The following is a 17,559-nucleotide window of genomic DNA, read 5'->3' as shown; positions in this document are numbered from 1 at the left end:
TTATTTAACAGAAAAAATATAGTTTTAAACAAGAGGTTATGAAATTGGATATTTTCTGTTAAATTATACTTAAACAAGCGCAAACCGTATTTCAATCCGGTATTTCAATTATTTTTAAACCGTAATGAAATTCGGTATTTTAGTATTTTAATTATTTTAAACTGGATTGAAATCCAACCCTACAATATGATCCGTTCCTTCGGAACTCATATAGATGCGGTTAAATTTTCAACGGATTAAAATCCGTTTTTACGATATAATTCTTCGCAATTTTAATAAAGAACCGGAGGTTCGATTTATATTGTAGGGCCGGATTTCAATCCGGTTTACGCATGATATTATAAATCCGAGTGTCAGGCTGAGCGAAGTCGAAGCCCCGCCTTGCTAAAACCTAAAACCCGACAGGTTTTAAAAACCTGTCGGGTTTATTTTGAAATTAATAATTTAGTGATTTAGTGATAAATATTTACCTCATAAAAGGATAATCCGTATAACCTCTTGCTGTGCCGCCGCCAAATAAAGTATGAGTATCTGAAATTTCATTTAGCCTGAAGTTTTCTTTTACTTTGGCAGGATAATCGGGATTGGTTAAAAATTTTCTGCCAAAGCCCACTAAATCGACCAAATTTTCCTCAAGTAATTGCTCTGCTTCTTCGGGAGTTTTATTTCCTGTCGCAATAATGGTCTTTTTAAATGTATCTCTGAGCTCGATTCTAAAATCAAGCGGAATTTGGGGCGCATCATCCCAGTCGGCTTCGCAAAGATGAATATAAGCAACATCGAGTTTGTTCAATTCGGCAGTCGCAATCATTATGGTTTGCAGAATTTCGGGATCGTTCATATCTTTAAAACTGATAAAAGGAGATAATCTTATTCCTGTTTTTTCTTTTCCAATAGCATTTGCTACTTCTTTTGAAATTTCAATCAGTAACCGAATTCTGTTTTCCTTTGTTCCGCCATATTCATCGGTTCTTTTATTGCTGTTGCTTCGCAAAAACTGATCGATCAAATAACCATTTGCACCGTGAATTTCAACTCCGTCAAAACCGGCTTCAATGGCATTTTTAGCTCCTTGCACAAATTCCTGAATTACAGTATCGATATCGGCTTTATCCATTGCTCTGGGTTCTTCTACCGGAACAAAAGTCGCATCTCCGTTTACAGCGCCATCAAATACATAAACGCTGGTATTTTGAGCTATTAATGCCGAAGGCGCAATAGGTTGTAATCCGTTGACTTTTGAACTGCTTACTCTGCCAACATGCCATAACTGAAGAAATATTTTACTTCCGTTTTGATGTATGGCATTTGTTATTAATTTCCAGCCTTCTATTTGCTGTTTACTGTAAATTCCGGGCGTGTTTGCATAGCCTTTTCCTTGTAATGAAACCTGAGTGGCTTCTGTAATTATGATACCGGCTGTACTTCGCTGTGCGTAATATTCGGCCATTAAAGCATTTGGAATGTCTCCTGGCTGTGAAGCTCTTGAACGCGTCATGGGAGCCATTAAAAAACGGTTTGCTAATTGATTTCCGCTTAATTCATACGGTTCAAATAATTTATGATAATTCATAGCTTTTCATGATTTTTAATTTTACAACCTATATTCGTAAACTGGATTGAAATCCAGCCCTACAATATGATCCGTTCCTTCGGAACTCATATGGATGGCGGTTAAATTTTTAACGGATTTCAATCCGGTTTACGCATAATTTATACAACCCGATTTTCAATTTGGTTTATTTTAGATTTGTAAGCCGGATTTCAATACGACATTACAAATCATCCTGTTCATTTTAATTACAATTTTTTTTAACCTAAAAATTCAGCTGCATGGTAATTCCGGCGAAAAAAATATCTTTTCCCGTTCCCGAAGCTTTTATATAATCTCCCGCATTAAACCAAGTGGATTCAAAACGAAAATAAAGATACGGATTCGGCTGCCAAATCACCTCAGTTTCAAGCTGGTTTCCAATTTTCTTGCTTGTCGTTGTATCTCCCGGATAAATCAAAAAAGTATTTGGCCCATAAATTCCGTCGTTGCTGCTGTATCTCCAAAACATATCATAATCGATAACCCAGTCAATATTTTTACTCAGTTCTAAACTTATTCCGGGGTGAAAATCCAGAAGATTTGACGGCCCAATTATAGAGGCTAAACCGAAGTAACCGCCACGCGGAAACAACGGATTAAAAGTCTGCAATTGATTATCTCCCATTTGTTTATCACCGCTTATAGCTTCGGCCTTAAAACTCAGTTCAGGATGAAACTTTATTTCATTAAAACGATATCCCAAATTGATCGAAGCTGTCCATGCGCTGATATCTTTTGAAGCAAAATCACCAAACTGGTACAAAGCTTCTCCATCGTAACGCCAATTTTCGGTTTTTCCCCAAATTCTCGTTCCTACAGAATGTCGTTCTTCTTTTCCTGCGCCGTCATTAAATGTGGCTTTTGTTCTTTCATATCCAAAATAATAAACATCGATATTTTTGATAACGGGAACTTTATTAATTACAAAATAACTGCCCCAAAACTGTCTTTCCGGAGTAGAATTATCATCAAAAATTCCGTCGTGCGCCACAACAAAATGACTGTAGAAAAAATCAGCCGAAACATTATCTTTTGAAGTTATCAATTTTACAGCATCAAAAGACTGGCGGTTATTTGGCCCGTCTCTCATAGCAACCAAACGCTGTGATCCGTATGTGAGTTCCTGCCTTCCCGCTCTTAAAATAAGCTTGTGATTTTTTTCGTTTATGAAATTAAAATCGGCGAAAGCCTGATGCACTTCAAGCGGATTTTGATCAACTGGGCTTGGGTCAATTCTGCTGTCGGCTAAACTGCTTTGCGTCTGTATAAAAGCCCTTAAAAATTTTCTGGCATGAAAATCTGCATGAAACAAATAGCGTGATAAAATATACCCATCACTGTCTTGCGGGCCATCTCCCCAATTTTCATTTTCGGCATAGAAATATTGATATCTAATGCTTCCGCCAAAACTGATATAATTTTCCTTAGATGTTGAAAGCGGTAAAAACTTCATTGTTTTATACCAATTATCAGTTGTGGTATCGCTTTTTAGGAAACTATAATTTTCATCATATCGAAGCGATTTAAAATCAGGATACTGTTGTCCAAAACAGGACAATGAAATCAACAAAATCACTAATAAAATTGTATTTTTCATTGTCCTTATTTTAAAACATTTACAAGTTGTAAACAGCATTATTTTGGGCTGTTTTGTTTGATATCCTTATACGCATTCGGAATATTGAAATTGAAATGAAGCCAGTTAAAAAGTTCATAACCTTTGTCAAACTCTTTCATTTTAACAGCGGTTTTAGTTTCTTCTAAAGTCAGGCCTTTTTTAACCGCGTTTTCAACATTTGTTTTTAATGCTTCAACATAATCAATCGTGTATTTTATTCCGGCTTTATTGGTAATTCGACCGTGTCCCGGAACTACAATATCTTTGTCGCCAATCATGTTGTAAATCTTGTTCAGGTTGTTTACGGGTTCCAGAAAATAACCGTCAAACAGCCACGGAATTGTCGGACTTTCGGCAATAAAAGGATTTCCTGCCCAAAGTACATTTCCCGCTGGTGATTTTAAATACACAAAAAGATCTGCCGGAGATTGCGCCGTTCCCACATTTATAATCTCAACAATATTTCCTTTTCCCATATCAATCTTTAGGTTTTGATTGATGGCGATTGTAATATCTGCCGGACGATAAACACTTTCTTCAATTCCTCTGCCTTTACCAAAAAGCATAATCATAAATTGTTTGATATTCTCGTAATTTTTAGAAAGGTTTTCTTTGCAGAATTCGTTCTGAATGATAATGGTTTCTTTTGGAAGCAGATAATTCCCAAAACAATGATCGCCATGATCGCTGGTATTTACGGCATACACAATAGGTTTATCAGTAACGGATCTTATAAGTTTATACAATTGATCGTACAATCTTTTGCTCAGCAAAGTTTCAATTACCAAAACTCCTTTTTCACCCACAATAAAACCTGCCGATGTTGCTTGTGCAATACCTTTTGTTGTTTCGGCTTCAACCGTTTCCGGCGCTACTGAATAAACATTTTCGGCAATTTTATGAAGTTTTAGAGTTACCGTATTCGCATCCCAAATAGGAACATGATCCGGCATAGGGAATTGTGCGTAAGCTGCTGTATTACTTAGAATAAGCAATACTAGGATTGCAAATCTTAAAATGATTTTTTTAGTTTTCATTAGAAATGGTTTATAGAAAATAGCTTAGAATTTTCAATTATTGAATTGAAATTATTTTGCAGTAAAAAAGGCTAAAAGATCTTTTTGAACCTGCGCGGTATTTTCCTGAACCAGCCAGTGTCCTGAACCTGCAATTTTAGATTCGGTTACGTTTTCTGCCACCAGTTTAGAATGGTCTTTTAAAAATGCTGCTGCAAAATATTCACCGCCCATTGCCAGTAAAGGCATTTTTAGTTTTGTTTTGGCAAAAACCAAATTGTCTTTTCCGTCCTGAGGGAAATTTCCAAACCATTTAAAACTTGATTTTGCACCATCTTTTACAGCATAAGCCCTAACAAATTCTGCAGTTTCTTCTGGAGTAAAAGGATCTTTTACGTGTCCAACCATTGGCCAGAAATTAGTCAAAAACTCTTTTTCTTTTCCTTTTACAATATCTCCAGAAGCCGGCCATGCAAAAAATCCAAACCACCATGCAGAAGCAGAAACCTGTGACCAAACTGGTTCAATTCCCGGAAGTAAAGCATCCATTAAGGCCAGTTTTTTCACTTCAGAACCGTATTGCGCCGCATAAGCATACGCTACCATAAGTCCGATATCGTGACCTGCCAGATTGATATTATTATAACCTAGTTTTTTTACTAATTCATGAATATCTGTTGCCATTGTTTTTTTGTCGTAACCGCCTTCTGGTTTGTCAGACTCACCTACTCCTCTTAAATCTGGCGCGATTACAGTAAAATGTTTCGAAAGTTCTGGTAAAAGACGGTTCCACATATACCAGTTTTGTCCAAAACCGTGAACAAGTACAAGCGGCTCCCCTTTTCCGCCTATAACGTAGTGAATGTTGACACCATTTACTAAAGCAGTTTGGTGTTTAAAATTAGCCGGTGGATTGGCGGGTTTTACCGCAGCGGTATCTTCTGCTATTGTAGTTTCTTCGGCTGCTTTTGCCGGTTCTTCTTTTTTATTACAAGAGGTTAGAGAAAATAAACTGATGATTAAAAGGCCTGTAAACATTTTTAAAGACCCAAAATTTTGGTTAAAAATTGGTTTCATAATTTTTTTAAAATTAATTGTTGGTAATTTTTTTAGATTTTCGATTATCGAATACCAACCGGGAAACCAAAATGATGCCTTTAAACGAAAAGCTTTATTCTAAAGACTTTACAAATATTACTAAATGCAATTAATAACCATATATCGCTATCAGAGGTAAAAGTGGCGATATAACACTAATTTAGATTTTAGATTTTAGATTTTTGAATTTAGATTTAGATTTAGCTTTGCTTAAAATAATTTTAAACTTAAGAAGCATAAAAAAACCGCTTTTCAGCGGTTTTAATTTTAATCTTATAAAGATTTGTCTGCTTTTATAAAAGTGATTTATTTTTTAGGAGCATTGGCATCACTTGGCTGTGGGTCACTTGGTTCGTTTCCTTCGTTAGCTCGCGTTGTTCCTTTAGTTCCTGTATTTAATGATGTACTGTCCCCTGCTTTTATAGCATCAGAATCTGTTCTCATGGCAGTTCCTGAAGAAGAACTCGTTTTACAAGAAACTGATAGTGCTATTAAAGCAATACATACCAGTAGTTTGGAGTTTAATATCGTTTTCATAATTATTTTTTTTAAGTTTATAATAAAGCTTATCAAATTTAATTATTAGGTATTTTATTATGTTTCAATATTTTAACTATTTGTTACACAATTAAATATGGGCAATTTAAATAATTCTTATTCTATTGGCGAAGCCAAAATGATATTTCTTTCGTCTAAAAGCGGCACAATCTGCCCTAAAACTAAATCCTGAAAATGTGGTGTGTTTCGGTGTTCTGTTACAGCATCTTCGCTTGTATATCCTTCAAACAATACAATTGTATTTAAATCCGTAATGCTTTGGTGAATGTTGTAAAACAGGTTACCGCTTTCCTGAATGCTTTTTTCCTGAACAGTTTTTAGTAACTGCAAAACGTTTTCTATTTGACCTTCTTTAACTTTCCATGTTGCGAAAACATGAATTGGATTTTGATTTTTCATTTTTGTTTTCTTTTGATGAGATAATTGATTTTAAAATCATATTGACCTCTGCCTGATTTTGGAAGAGGTCAATAGAATCAGCATATTATTTTTTAGGAGCTTCTAAAATAGCAATCATTTTTTCTGCTACTCCTTTTGCAGATGCAGGGTTTTGACCTGTAACTAAATTTCCGTCGGCAATGCTGTGGGCTGACCAAACGGCCGCTGCGTGAAATTTTGCTCCTTGTTTTGTCAACGCAGATTCTAATAAAAATGGCACATCGGCAATCGCGTACCCTTTTTCTTCTTCATCTGTAAATGAGGTAATGTTTTTACCGTTTACTAAATACGATCCGTCGCTTAATTTTACGTTTAGTAAAGATACGGGACCGTGACAGACAGCGCCAACTACTCCATTGCGTTCGTAAGTTTCTTTAATTACTTTTTTAAGAAGTGCATTTTCGGGCATATCAACCATTGGAGCTAATCCGCCGGGAACAAAAACGGCATCATAACTACTGACATCAACATTCGATAATTTTACTGCTTTTTGCATGGTTTCCCATCCTTTTCCAGTTAAAAAAGCAAGATTGTCTGGATCACCTGCTAAATTAAGGGCATCTAAATACGGAGTGTCTCCGGTTAAACTTGCAAAATCAATTTGATAATCTGCTCGGTCAAATTCAGCATATGGATGTGCTACTTCAGGAAGAAAACTTCCTGTTCTTCTGTTGTTTGGACCAATTACATTTGCATTTGATACAATAATTAAAATTCTCTTTTTCATTTTCGTTTCTTTTTTGTGGTTTGTTTTTTCTTCCGATACTTTGTTTTCTTTTTTAGTTTGTGCACTAGCTGCAAAAAAGGAAAGTGCCATTGTCAAAATCATAATTTTTTTCATCTGTATTATTTTTTAATTGGTTATGAATTATTTACAAGACAAATTTATATCGGCATGCCTCCTGAATGCGAGGAGGCAAGTCACAAAAAAAGTGTGACGAAAATCACACTTTGAGAGGTTTTAATGATGCTATTTATTGCCGGAGTAAAGCCTGCTAAGGGTTTCACGGCTTACACCCAGATATTCTGCAATATATTTTTTGGGAATCTTCTGCATTAAGTTTGGATAAAGATTGGCAAATTCTTTATATCGCTGCTCCGGTTTGTTAGAAAGTAAGGAGATTATTCGCTGCTGAAGCGCAATATATCCCTTGGTTAGTTTTACCCTGAAAAAGTGTTCCATTTTGTGCAATGCAATCGAAAGTTTTTCTCTTCCTTCGAGCGTTAAACACAAAACTTCTCCCGCTTCCATACATACAACATACATGTTTGCGGGCTTTTGGTTGAAATAGGAAATATAATCAGACATCCACCAGTTTTCGGTTGCAAACTGTACGATATGTTCTTTCCCGTCATCATCAAGATAAAAAACCCTGAAAATTCCGCTTACAATAATGTATTCGTACTTTGCTTCATCGCCCTGACTAATCAAATATTGATTTTTTAAAACCTTTCGTATGGTGAAAAATGGTTTTATCGATTCAAATTCTTCATCAGTAACCGGGATAATTTCTTCAATATGCTTTCGTAGTTTTTCCATAATTCAGTTTTGCAAATCAAAGATAAAAGATTTATTGCTTTTCGTTATTACTGCTTTACAACCTTCAATGATAATTAAGTAATTGTTTGCTAAAATCGTATAATAAAATAGGATGACTATGTGAGTACTTTTGAAATAGCGTGAAACTTAAATCAAGGTTTCGCTGCTGACTTAATTTTAAAAACATTCTATATGACAGCAGATAATAATAGATATTACGATCAGGATGATAGTAATTTCACAAACGACAATCAGAGCTATGTTGATCAATATCAGCAAGAACACATTGGGGATCAAAATAATTTTGAACACGCTTATTCTTTAAACGAAGATCAGAATTATCTGGATAATGAATTTTCGAATGCACTTGAAAGAGATGACGATGAAGATTTAGAACAAGATATTGACGAAAGTGAATTAGAAGAAGATGATTTTGATGAAGAAGATGATCTTGATGAAAATGATCTTGACGATGATTTAGTAGAAGATTATGATGAAAATGACCGCGAGCCGGAAACTTTTGCCGACGATGGGTATAAAATTGATTAATCTGAACCTTATAAAATTTTAAAGTGCTTTATTCAAAAGATAAAGCACTTTTTTTTTACCTGCAACAAACACAAAAACAGGTATTTATACCTAGAAAAAGAAAAAATAATTGCTTAAATTTGAGAGAACAATTACGTATAAGCAGGTTTAACTAAATATCGGCACAATATGAAAACAAACCCAAATCAATCTGTAAAACACTTAAATAGTAATGATTTCGCTTATTCTGCAAAAATTTCAACTCCAAACGGAGAAAAAGATATCCAATCTTTTCAAATTGGAGATTCAATTTTAGCTTTTTCGGCAAAATTAGAATCGGGTACCGTTAAACTGACTGCTTCTCAGGCAAAAGTTTCGTTTAGCAATGGTATCGAATGCAGCAAACAAACTCGCATGATTTATCTGGATTTAATGGACTTTCAAGGTTCATCTAAAAATATTACCTGCAGCGCAGATCAGCTTTTTTTATTGAGTAACGGTAAATATGCTCCTGCTTCGCAATTGCAGCCGGGACAAGAACTTGTCGATAAAGAAGGGAATCCCATTAATATAAAATCAGTTAAAGCAGGTTCATTTCGCGGCGGCATTCATAGTATTTCAACAAATGCGGCAGTTGGTGATATTCCTAATGGTCATTTATTTGTGGCAAATGATATAATAATGGGAGATTTTTCACTTCAATTGTATTTTGATTATCTTCCTGACGATTTGAAACAATAAAAATATGCCTTGGAATATTCTTGAAAATTTATGGAACCGCACTATAAATACATCCGCTGTTATAACGGATAAACAATGGGATCTGGAAATTAAAACTTTGTTCCAGTTAGGTATCAGTATGGAAGATACGGTTCAGTTTTTATATTTTGAAAAACCTGATTTTGAAACTTTTAAAACCTGGATTAATAATCAAAAGAAAAACGGAAACACTGTCGCAGCTACTGTAAACAATGTGCTTTCAGAACAAGATCTTGAGTTTTGGGATAAAAATGGTTATGTAATTGTAAAAAATGCTGTTTCGCAAAAAGACTGCGAAGATACCGTTAACGCCATTTGGGATTATTTAGAAATGGATCCTGATAAAAGCGAAAGCTGGTACAAAAGACATAAAGATCAAAAAGGTTTAATGCTTAATTTTTCTGATCACGAAACTTTAAATAAAAACCGTTTTTCTCCAAGAATAAAAAAGGCTTACGAACAGCTTTATAACTCCACCAAAATTTACAAAACAATTGACAAAGTCAGTTTTAACCCGCCTGAAACTAACGAGTTTACTTTTTTAGGAAGTCCGCTTCATTGGGATATTAGTTTAAAACAGCCCATTACTTTTGGTTTTCAGGGATTGCTCTATCTTACAGATTGCGGAATTGATGACGGTGCTTTTCATTGCGTTCCGGGATTTCATAATAAAATCAATGACTGGCTCAATGATCTTGAACCAAAAGAAAATCCAAGAAACAAAGCCATCGAAACCTTACAACCAGAACCTATTACTGGCAATGCAGGCGATTTTATAATCTGGAACAATACTTTACCGCATTGTGCATCACCAAATAAAGGTTTAAGTCCAAGAATGGTACAATACCTTACCTATCTGCCAGATGATTATGATGCATCCGGAGAATGGATTTGATTTTTTATATAAGTGAATCTTCCGGATTGCACGGAAAATAAATTTTTATATCTGTCCCTACTCCTAATTTTCCCGTTGCATAAATATTGCCGCCAACTGTCTGCATAATTTTTTTGCATAAAGCCAAACCTACGCCAGAGCCGCCGTATTCATCCTGATTATGCAGTCTTGTAAAAACTTTAAAAATTGTTTCGGCATACTGCTGTTCAAAACCAATTCCGTTATCAGAAAAATTAACCCAATGGCAGTAAATTTTATTAGAATGCCCCACCAATTCCGCCTCTTTTGAAGCCGTGATTTTAATTACCGGCGTTCTTTCCTGCGAAGCGTATTTTAATGAATTTTGAATAATATTAGAAAATAACTGACGCATTAAAAACCCAATGGCGTGAACTTCGGGAAGGTTTTCACTTTCTATAACTGCATTCTTCTCAGCGATATTTTCTTTCATTTCTGCTAAAGTTATCTCCAAAATCTGATTCAGATCAACTTCTTGCAGCGCATCTCTGGTATATTTTATTCGCGTAAACTTTAGGATATCTTCTAATAAAACCCGCATTCTTGCCGCAGATTTTGATACTCTTACTAAGGAACTGGAAATGGATTCTAACGGAATAACATCTAATTCTGTCAGCATTTTTGAAGTAATTAACTGAATTTTACGCAGCGGTTCCTGCAAATCGTGTGTACTAATCCAGTTGATATTTTCAAGTTCAGCATTGGTTTCGCGCAAAATTTCACTTTGCGTACGGTATTTTTCTTCCTCTTCACTAAGCATTATCATCATCAAATGGTTGTGAAGCGTATGTGCATACTGGGTTGCGGCATTAATTTCGTACTGTTTCCAGATGTTGCTTTGGTTTTTAATAATTTGTTTCCAGATATTAAATGAATTTCTGGGATGCAGGCCGTTGCTGTCTTTTACAATAGCTTTTTCGGGATCGCCTCCCCAATTAATTTCTGAAATTGTTTCGGGCCTGTACCAGATTATATGGTTGGCACTGTCGAGAGAATGATAAATAATACCAGCAAAATCAGAGCATTCTTCCATTTCCGGAAAATGGTCCCTTAACTTATTTGTGCTAAATGTTTTGTCTGTTGTTTTTTCATTAATCGATTCAATTAAGCTTATAATCTGTTCATTTGATGGCGTTAAACCGTTTTTGTAAATTTTATCTTTTACCAAAACAGAAACTCCAGACGCATTACAAATATTCAATAATTGCGGTAACTTGATAATCGTTTCTAATGAATCCTCTGTAAGCGGAAGTTCTAAACCGGATAATAATTCGAGTGCCAAAGATGTTTTTCTGGCATTTACATTTTCATCATTTGACTGTCGTATATCGATTTGAGAAGTAATAAACTGCCCCTGAAGTTTTGCTGCGAGCCTGATTTCCGGCGAAATATTCTTTTTAGAATAATGATGGCAGGCTATTAAGCCCCAAAGTTTGTCCTGATGAATAAGTGAAATCGTTAGTGTCGCGCCAACGCCCATATTTTTTAAATATTGAACATGAATTGGAGACGTGCTTCTAAGTATCGAAAGGCTTAAATCCAGATTCTTATCTTCCCTGCTATCATCAATCGTAAAAATAGGAACGGGTTTATAATCAATATCAACAATTAACCTGAGCTGGTTTTTTATATACAATTCTCTCGCCTGAGGCGGAATATCGGTATGCGGATAATGTAAACCTAAAAAAGGTTCAAGGTCTTCCCTGCAGTTTTCGGCAATTACTTCACCATTATACTGTTCATCAAAACGATAAATCATAACACGGTCATAACCGGTAATTTCGCGCGTTCCCTGCGCAACAAGTGCACACAGGTCTTTAAGAGAACTTGTATTGTTCATTTGGGTTACAAACTGAATAGTCTGCGTATAAACATCTGCCAGTTTTTCTCTATCGGGAAATTTTGGCTCTGCCTCCAGAACATAAATATCAAAACTCTTGTGAATGCTTAGCTGAAATTGCTTTTCGAGCAAATTTATTTCAAGTGGAAATACATTCTGAATTTTATCTTCATTTAAATATTCTAAAATCTGCTCCTGCGATTTTGAACCAAAAACTGCTGTTAAATTCTTTCCTAATACTTCGGTATGCTGTATATCAATAAATTCAGCAATATTAGCGGTACAAAAATCTATTTTCCAATTGGCATTCAGGCCAATTAAAAAACCATGTGGCTGTATACTTCCCGGAATATGGATTGGTTCGTGCTCACAGTTGGTTAGTGTAACAATATTGCGATTAACTATATCTTTAATCTTCATTTTCTTTATGCCTTCTCAAAGTGATTGTAAATACTATCAAAAGCATATATAGCTCCTTTTATGATATCGTCTGCGCAATTATAATCTTGTTCATATTCAGCAAGTACATTTAGAAAATTTTTCCAGTAGCTGCCTGTTTTGTCTCCGTAACCTTTAAAATACGATACACCCAGATCGTTAGAAAGCTGCGGGTTAAGTACAATGTTTTTTAGTATAAATCTTCCGCCTAAACTTGAACCTTCAATAACATACAAAACGCCCAGTGCAAAAGGAACTGTCATTTCTGTACGATCAAAAACCTTTGCCAATCCTGTTTTTTGGTGATGAAGGAAAAGAAAATCTTCTTCGATAAGATGTGTTTTTTGTCTTTGTTCCAAATCTTCAACAATACCAGAAAGTAAGGGATATATTGTGTCTTCCGTGTTTTTATGAACGTCATGCATTAAACTCAAATAGTGAATATAATCTTCGATTTTCATCTCTGGAGACAAAATAGAAGCTGACACCGGAAGGCTTTCTAATTTTTTATGAGAAGTAGCGGTTTGTGTTTTTATATCCGTCAGAAATTCTGAAGAAAGCAAAGAAGCGGGGTTTGTGTTCATTGTAGGTAATGTTATGCTGTTAGGAGATTTTTTTTATTTCTCACTAAAAACAAATTTATAAAAAAACATTGCCAATTTTTTAAAAAATCTATTACAATTTCTTTTTAATTGCGTTATTTCTCTTTCAAATATTAAAATTTAAAAATTTCTTTAAGTTCTATTATTTTCTTTCCTGTTGGAAGTATTTTTGGAGCCTTTACTAATTTTTGCGCCAAAAGCTGTGTTTCAAGCGGTTTAAATTTGGTAAGAACACCTATTGAATTGAGAAAATTGAAAAGTTTAACCGAAATTTTTTCACCCAGTCGGTCAGTATCTTCACGTACCAAAGGTCCCGGTCTAAAAATAATATACTGCTCAAAATTTAGTTCGGCGATATAATCTTCCAGCTTTCCTTTCATTTTAGAATAAAAAACACTGCTTGTGGCAGAAGCTCCGTACGAAGAAACCAGTACAAAAGACTTTACTTCATTTTGTTTGGCAGCCAGCGCAAATGCGGCCGGAATATCAAAATCTATCTTCCATTGTTTTTCTTTTGAACCTGCAGCTTTTAAAGTTGTTCCGAGGCAGGAAAACAAAACACCTCCGTTTATCAAATCTTTAAAAGATTCAATATCATCAAAATTGACAATGTGTTCTGTTAATTTAGGATGTTCTTTTCCCGAAGGTTTTCTAACAAAAGTTACGACAGAAGAATAGTCATTATCCTTTAGCAGCTCGTCTACCAAATATTTACCGGTTGAGCCCGTAGCTCCAATTACCAATGCTTTCATAAATTCAGGTTTAATTGACTGGTTATAGCAGTGTGTTAAAGATACTTAAAACCAATGAATTTAAAATGACGTTTTAAACAAAGTAAATTGGCGTTTTAAACAAAATCGAAAGTTTTGCTTCTCTATAATTTTGCTTCATAACAATTAAACATTTATAAAAATGAAAACAAATAATTATCAGGGAGCTTTACAAAACCTTTTACAATCAGGATTTAATGCAAAGTCGACTGCTGCAGATGTAATTAAAGGAATTGACCTTACGGGAAAAATTGCCATTGTAACAGGCGGACACACGGGCATTGGTTTAGAAACTACCAAAACACTTGTAAATGCCGGAGCAACTGTAATTGTGGCTGCGAGAGATATTGCAAAAGCGCAGAAAAATCTAGACGGAATTGCTAATGTAGAATTGGAAGCTTTAGATTTTATGAATCCGGATGCTATAGATTCGTTTGCGGTAAAGTTCCTTTCTTCAGGAAGACCGCTTCATCTTCTTATTAATAATGCAGGAATTATGTGGGTTCCGTTACGCAGAGACGAGCGCGGTTACGAATCGCAATTGGTAACCAATTATTTGGGACAGTTTCAGCTTACGGCAAAATTATGGCCGGCACTTAAAAAGGCAAATAGCGCAAGAGTAATAAATGTTTCTTCATTCGGGCATCAAATGGCACCTTTTAATTTTGACGATCCTAATTTTCTTCACCGTGAATATCATACTTTACAAGGTTACGGACAATCAAAAACGGCGTGTAATTTATTTGCTTTAGAATTAGATAATCGTGCAAAAGACTTTAATGTAAGAGCGTATTCATTACATCCGGGAAGTGTTTTGGGAACTGATTTAGGAAGAGACGAACCTATTGAATTGTTCAAACAAATTGGAACGCATGATCAGGACGGAAATTTAAAACCAGAAGTTGCTGCTTTATTAAAAAACGTGCATCAAGGCGCTGCAACTACGGTTTGGTGCGCTGTAAGTCCTTTATTAAACAATATTGGCGGTGTTTATTGTGAAGATGCTGATATTGCCCGTTTAGATCTTGGAGATGTCGAACACAAATTTGATGATCCTTCAACCGTATTTGGCGTTCAGCCTTATGCTGTAGATCAGGATAATGCAAAAAGACTTTGGGATTTAAGCGAACGTTTGTTAGGAATGTCATTTGACGTTATTTAATCAGGATTTAGAAAATAATTTACCGTCAGGATTTTTATCTTTGATAATCGAAGAAAAAGCCTGGCGGTTAAAACAGTTGTAAAATGGAACATATATCAAAATATTTAACTCCTGAGATCAAACTTTCTTGTTATGAAGATAAGTTCTTCAAATCTGATTTGGTTTTTGATGATCATATGCTGATTTGGTTTATTTCCGGAGAAACCAAAATCATACAAACCGATGCCGTTTTTACTTTTAAAGCCGGAGATATTTTCCTTATTCCCAGAAATTTACTGGCAACTATTATCAATTATCCCAAAAATGGGCAGCCGCACAAAACGGTTGTCATGCATCTTTCGGTAAAACGTTTAAAAGAGTTTTATAAAAATATTGATTTAACTGCCAAAACAGGTTCTGAACAAAAGATTATTTCTTATAACAATCATCCGTTATTAGAAAGCTGTCTGGCTTCCTTAATGCCTTATTTTGATATTGAAGGGGATTTTCCTGAAGATATTGCTTCTTTAAAAATAACCGAAGCCATCACTATTTTAAGAACAATCGACAAACGAATTGACGCTGTTTTAGCAAGCTTTGATGAACCGGGAAAAATTGATTTGATCGATTTTATGCAGCGTAATTTTATGTTTAATATGCCAATGGAAAAATTGGGTTATTTAACAGGCCGCAGTTTATCTACATTTAATCGCGATTTTAAGAAATATTTTAATACAACGCCTCAAAAGTGGCTTACCAAAAAAAGACTCGAATTAGCGCATTATCATATGGCAGAAAACAAAAAAAAGCCAACCGAAATATATTACGAAGTGGGTTTTGAAAATCTCTCCCATTTCTCTTTTGCGTTCAAAAAACAATTTGGTTATTCGCCAACAGCATTAGCCAGTATAGAATAAACTATTTTCTGGGTTTTATTCTAACCGAATCTTTATCAATATTTTGCTTTTTTGAAGAGCTGGTATAAGTAGCACCATCCTGAGCATCTTCGCCCGGTCCTATTCCCGTTCCGGTTCCGCCTTTTGCTGTACCTTCTTTTCCTAAATCTTTATTGGTCGTCGAACTTGCAGCGCCTGTAATTGGCTTGCCCGTACTTTTATTCGTTCCGGTTTCATTTGTGCCTGTACTATCTACAGGCTTTTTTGTACTGTCTGTTACAGTGGTGGTTTCAATTTCATCGCTGTAACCATCCTGATTATTTTTACATGAAAATAAAACTGTAATCAGAATAAAGAGTAAGGCTATATTTGATTTAAAAAATGATTTCATAATTATAATTTTAGTTTGTAAACTTTAAATTTATTTTATGCACGGAAGCTGTAATACATTAGCATTCAAAGGCTGCTCTATTTTTCTTTCGAGTTTTTCACTATTCACCGTTATATAAATTTCCATAGAACCTGTTCCAACTTTCAGCGCAAGAATATGTCCGCCATAAGCATCAAATTTATCATCTGTGGCAACTCCGTGAATGTGCAGAGATGGTTTTCCTTCATTCCATGCAATTGAGCCCGTTAAACTTCCCATTTCGACCTTATTGAATGTTTTAGGATTAAATTTCTTTTGATTAAAATCGTAAAATCCAAAAGTAACTTCCTGCGCAAAACCAATTCCGGTAAAGTTTGCCGAAGGAATCTGCTGTTCTTTAGCTAAGTTTTCAATCAAGCTGAGTACATTATCTCCTTCACGCAAAACCATCAAATAACCATAAGTCGTTTTAGTATAACGGCATTTTTTATTGTCATTTTTTTGCTGCGCCTGCACACTTACAGCCAAACATAAAAATGCTCCAAATACTATTTTTCTAAATGATAAATGCATCTCCTGAATATTAAATAATTACAATTTTAAAATTACCCAGATATGTAAACAAATCTTTACACTATTTCGATGCGATTATTACAAAACTTCTACATCTGGCTATTTAATTACTTTTTTGGGCAATAAATGGCTTAATCGATTGTTATAAATAGATATTTAGAAGTCAAAATTGCTTCTATACATTTCAAAATAAATTTAAGTATGAAAAGAATATTGTTTTTAATTATAATCGTTACTTCACTTCAAGCTTATTCTCAGGGAGAAGTTAAAGGGAAATATCAGCCTATTCAATCTAAAACTCCGGAAACTAAAGAAGTTATTCCGCCAACGGAAACGCCGCCGCCGGATGAACCTACTCTTGCAAAAGATCCGATTGTTTTAAAAATAAATCCAGAGGAACTTTTTAAGGATAACACGCTTTATAAAAGAGAGGCAAATGTTGAAGGTATTTTTTACAGAAGAAATGAATATTTAGGAGGTTTTGTAACCAAATCAACAACCTCAACCATTCGTTATCGTGATGCTGCTTTTGTTGACGGTGATAAAATTAGAGTATATCTTAATGATAAAGTTATAGAACCGGAAGTTAGTCTGGTAGGAGAATTTAAAGGATTTAAAATAAACCTGGTAAAAGGAATGAACAAAATTGATTTTGAAGCTTTAAACGAAGGTTCAGCATCACCAAACACAGCCGAATTTCAGGTTTATGACGACAACGGAAAAGTGATTGAAGCCAGCCAATGGAATGTTGGAACTGGATATAAAGCTGTTATTATTTTATATAAAGACTAAATTTGACTATTAATTCAAAAAAGCCTGTAGAGAAATCTACAGGCTTTTTACTTTTTACTATTCACTGATCACTTT

At 34.8% G+C, this 17,559-nt stretch carries 19 protein-coding genes; 6 read left to right on the top strand and 13 right to left on the bottom strand.

Annotation, left to right across the window (positions count from 1 at the left end; genetic code table 11):
• Positions 1-466: 466 nt before the first annotated feature.
• The 8 genes from NLJ00_RS16575 to NLJ00_RS16540 all read right to left on the bottom strand — a co-directional run bounded on the left by NLJ00_RS16575 (position 467) and on the right by NLJ00_RS16540 (position 7,862).
• Entirely contained in the window at positions 467-1,573 is a 1,107-nt protein-coding gene (locus NLJ00_RS16575) for an alkene reductase (protein ID WP_256634612.1), read from the bottom strand.
• 244 nt (positions 1,574-1,817) lie between these two features.
• Positions 1,818-3,191 carry an alginate export family protein gene (locus NLJ00_RS16570; RefSeq protein ID WP_256634611.1) on the bottom strand — a complete coding sequence of 458 codons (1,374 nt, stop codon included), beginning with the start codon at positions 3,189-3,191 and terminating at the stop codon, positions 1,818-1,820.
• A 38-nt stretch (positions 3,192-3,229) separates the two neighbouring features.
• A complete protein-coding gene (locus NLJ00_RS16565) occupies positions 3,230-4,249 on the bottom strand; it encodes an MBL fold metallo-hydrolase (RefSeq protein ID WP_256634610.1) in 1,020 nt (339 codons plus the stop codon).
• Between the two features lie 51 nt (positions 4,250-4,300).
• Positions 4,301-5,305: an alpha/beta fold hydrolase gene (locus tag NLJ00_RS16560; protein WP_205720319.1), complete on the bottom strand. Its 1,005-nt coding sequence runs from the start codon at positions 5,303-5,305 to the stop codon at positions 4,301-4,303.
• Between the two features lie 327 nt (positions 5,306-5,632).
• The gene (locus NLJ00_RS16555; protein WP_123924577.1) at positions 5,633-5,863 is read right to left on the bottom strand and encodes a hypothetical protein; all 231 of its coding nucleotides are present in this window, start codon (positions 5,861-5,863) and stop codon (positions 5,633-5,635) included.
• A 117-nt stretch (positions 5,864-5,980) separates the two neighbouring features.
• Positions 5,981-6,283 (bottom strand): putative quinol monooxygenase, encoded by a 303-nt coding sequence (locus NLJ00_RS16550; RefSeq protein WP_256634609.1) that lies wholly within the window; start codon positions 6,281-6,283, stop codon positions 5,981-5,983.
• An 85-nt stretch (positions 6,284-6,368) separates the two neighbouring features.
• Positions 6,369-7,163, bottom strand: a complete 795-nt coding sequence (locus NLJ00_RS16545) for a type 1 glutamine amidotransferase domain-containing protein (RefSeq protein WP_256634608.1) — start codon at positions 7,161-7,163, stop codon at positions 6,369-6,371.
• A gap of 129 nt (positions 7,164-7,292) precedes the next feature.
• Positions 7,293-7,862, bottom strand: a complete 570-nt coding sequence (locus NLJ00_RS16540) for a Crp/Fnr family transcriptional regulator (RefSeq protein WP_053470356.1) — start codon at positions 7,860-7,862, stop codon at positions 7,293-7,295.
• Between the two features lie 192 nt (positions 7,863-8,054).
• Between NLJ00_RS16540 and NLJ00_RS16535 the strand changes: the two genes are divergently transcribed.
• From NLJ00_RS16535 to NLJ00_RS16525, 3 genes are all read left to right on the top strand, one after another.
• Complete coding sequence (locus NLJ00_RS16535) at positions 8,055-8,411, top strand: hypothetical protein (RefSeq protein WP_256634607.1); 357 nt, start codon at positions 8,055-8,057, stop codon at positions 8,409-8,411.
• Positions 8,412-8,579: 168 nt separating this feature from the next.
• The gene (locus NLJ00_RS16530) at positions 8,580-9,131 is read left to right on the top strand and encodes a hypothetical protein (RefSeq protein ID WP_053470354.1); all 552 of its coding nucleotides are present in this window, start codon (positions 8,580-8,582) and stop codon (positions 9,129-9,131) included.
• Positions 9,132-9,135: 4 nt separating this feature from the next.
• Complete coding sequence (locus tag NLJ00_RS16525) at positions 9,136-10,044, top strand: phytanoyl-CoA dioxygenase family protein (RefSeq protein ID WP_256634606.1); 909 nt, start codon at positions 9,136-9,138, stop codon at positions 10,042-10,044.
• Positions 10,045-10,048: 4 nt separating this feature from the next.
• Here NLJ00_RS16525 and NLJ00_RS16520 read toward each other — a convergent pair whose 3' ends face one another.
• From NLJ00_RS16520 to NLJ00_RS16510, 3 genes are all read right to left on the bottom strand, one after another.
• The gene (locus tag NLJ00_RS16520; protein WP_256634605.1) at positions 10,049-12,322 is read right to left on the bottom strand and encodes an ATP-binding protein; all 2,274 of its coding nucleotides are present in this window, start codon (positions 12,320-12,322) and stop codon (positions 10,049-10,051) included.
• A 5-nt stretch (positions 12,323-12,327) separates the two neighbouring features.
• Positions 12,328-12,924 (bottom strand): biliverdin-producing heme oxygenase, encoded by a 597-nt coding sequence (locus NLJ00_RS16515; protein WP_256634604.1) that lies wholly within the window; start codon positions 12,922-12,924, stop codon positions 12,328-12,330.
• 131 nt (positions 12,925-13,055) lie between these two features.
• Positions 13,056-13,694: an NAD(P)H-binding protein gene (locus tag NLJ00_RS16510; RefSeq protein ID WP_256634603.1), complete on the bottom strand. Its 639-nt coding sequence runs from the start codon at positions 13,692-13,694 to the stop codon at positions 13,056-13,058.
• 160 nt (positions 13,695-13,854) lie between these two features.
• On the opposite strand from NLJ00_RS16510, the gene NLJ00_RS16505 reads away from it, so the two are divergent.
• On the top strand, positions 13,855-14,874 hold the full coding sequence (locus NLJ00_RS16505) for an SDR family NAD(P)-dependent oxidoreductase (RefSeq protein ID WP_256634602.1): 1,020 nt from the start codon (positions 13,855-13,857) through the stop codon (positions 14,872-14,874).
• Between the two features lie 83 nt (positions 14,875-14,957).
• Positions 14,958-15,770 carry a helix-turn-helix domain-containing protein gene (locus tag NLJ00_RS16500; protein ID WP_256634601.1) on the top strand — a complete coding sequence of 271 codons (813 nt, stop codon included), beginning with the start codon at positions 14,958-14,960 and terminating at the stop codon, positions 15,768-15,770.
• 1 nt (position 15,771) lies between these two features.
• Here NLJ00_RS16500 and NLJ00_RS16495 read toward each other — a convergent pair whose 3' ends face one another.
• Together NLJ00_RS16495 and NLJ00_RS16490 are read right to left on the bottom strand one after the other, a co-directional pair.
• A complete protein-coding gene (locus NLJ00_RS16495) occupies positions 15,772-16,140 on the bottom strand; it encodes a hypothetical protein (protein ID WP_053470347.1) in 369 nt (122 codons plus the stop codon).
• Between the two features lie 30 nt (positions 16,141-16,170).
• A complete protein-coding gene (locus NLJ00_RS16490; RefSeq protein WP_256634600.1) occupies positions 16,171-16,692 on the bottom strand; it encodes a PPC domain-containing DNA-binding protein in 522 nt (173 codons plus the stop codon).
• 201 nt (positions 16,693-16,893) lie between these two features.
• On the opposite strand from NLJ00_RS16490, the gene NLJ00_RS16485 reads away from it, so the two are divergent.
• Entirely contained in the window at positions 16,894-17,484 is a 591-nt protein-coding gene (locus NLJ00_RS16485) for a hypothetical protein (RefSeq protein ID WP_053470345.1), read from the top strand.
• Positions 17,485-17,559: the final 75 nt, after the last annotated feature.

Origin of the sequence: Flavobacterium panici, from assembly GCF_024499525.1 — a bacterium.
Lineage (GTDB): Bacteria > Bacteroidota > Bacteroidia > Flavobacteriales > Flavobacteriaceae > Flavobacterium > Flavobacterium panici.
Note: the sequence above shows the minus strand (reverse complement) of the source record. Positions and strands in the feature narration are given on the sequence as shown.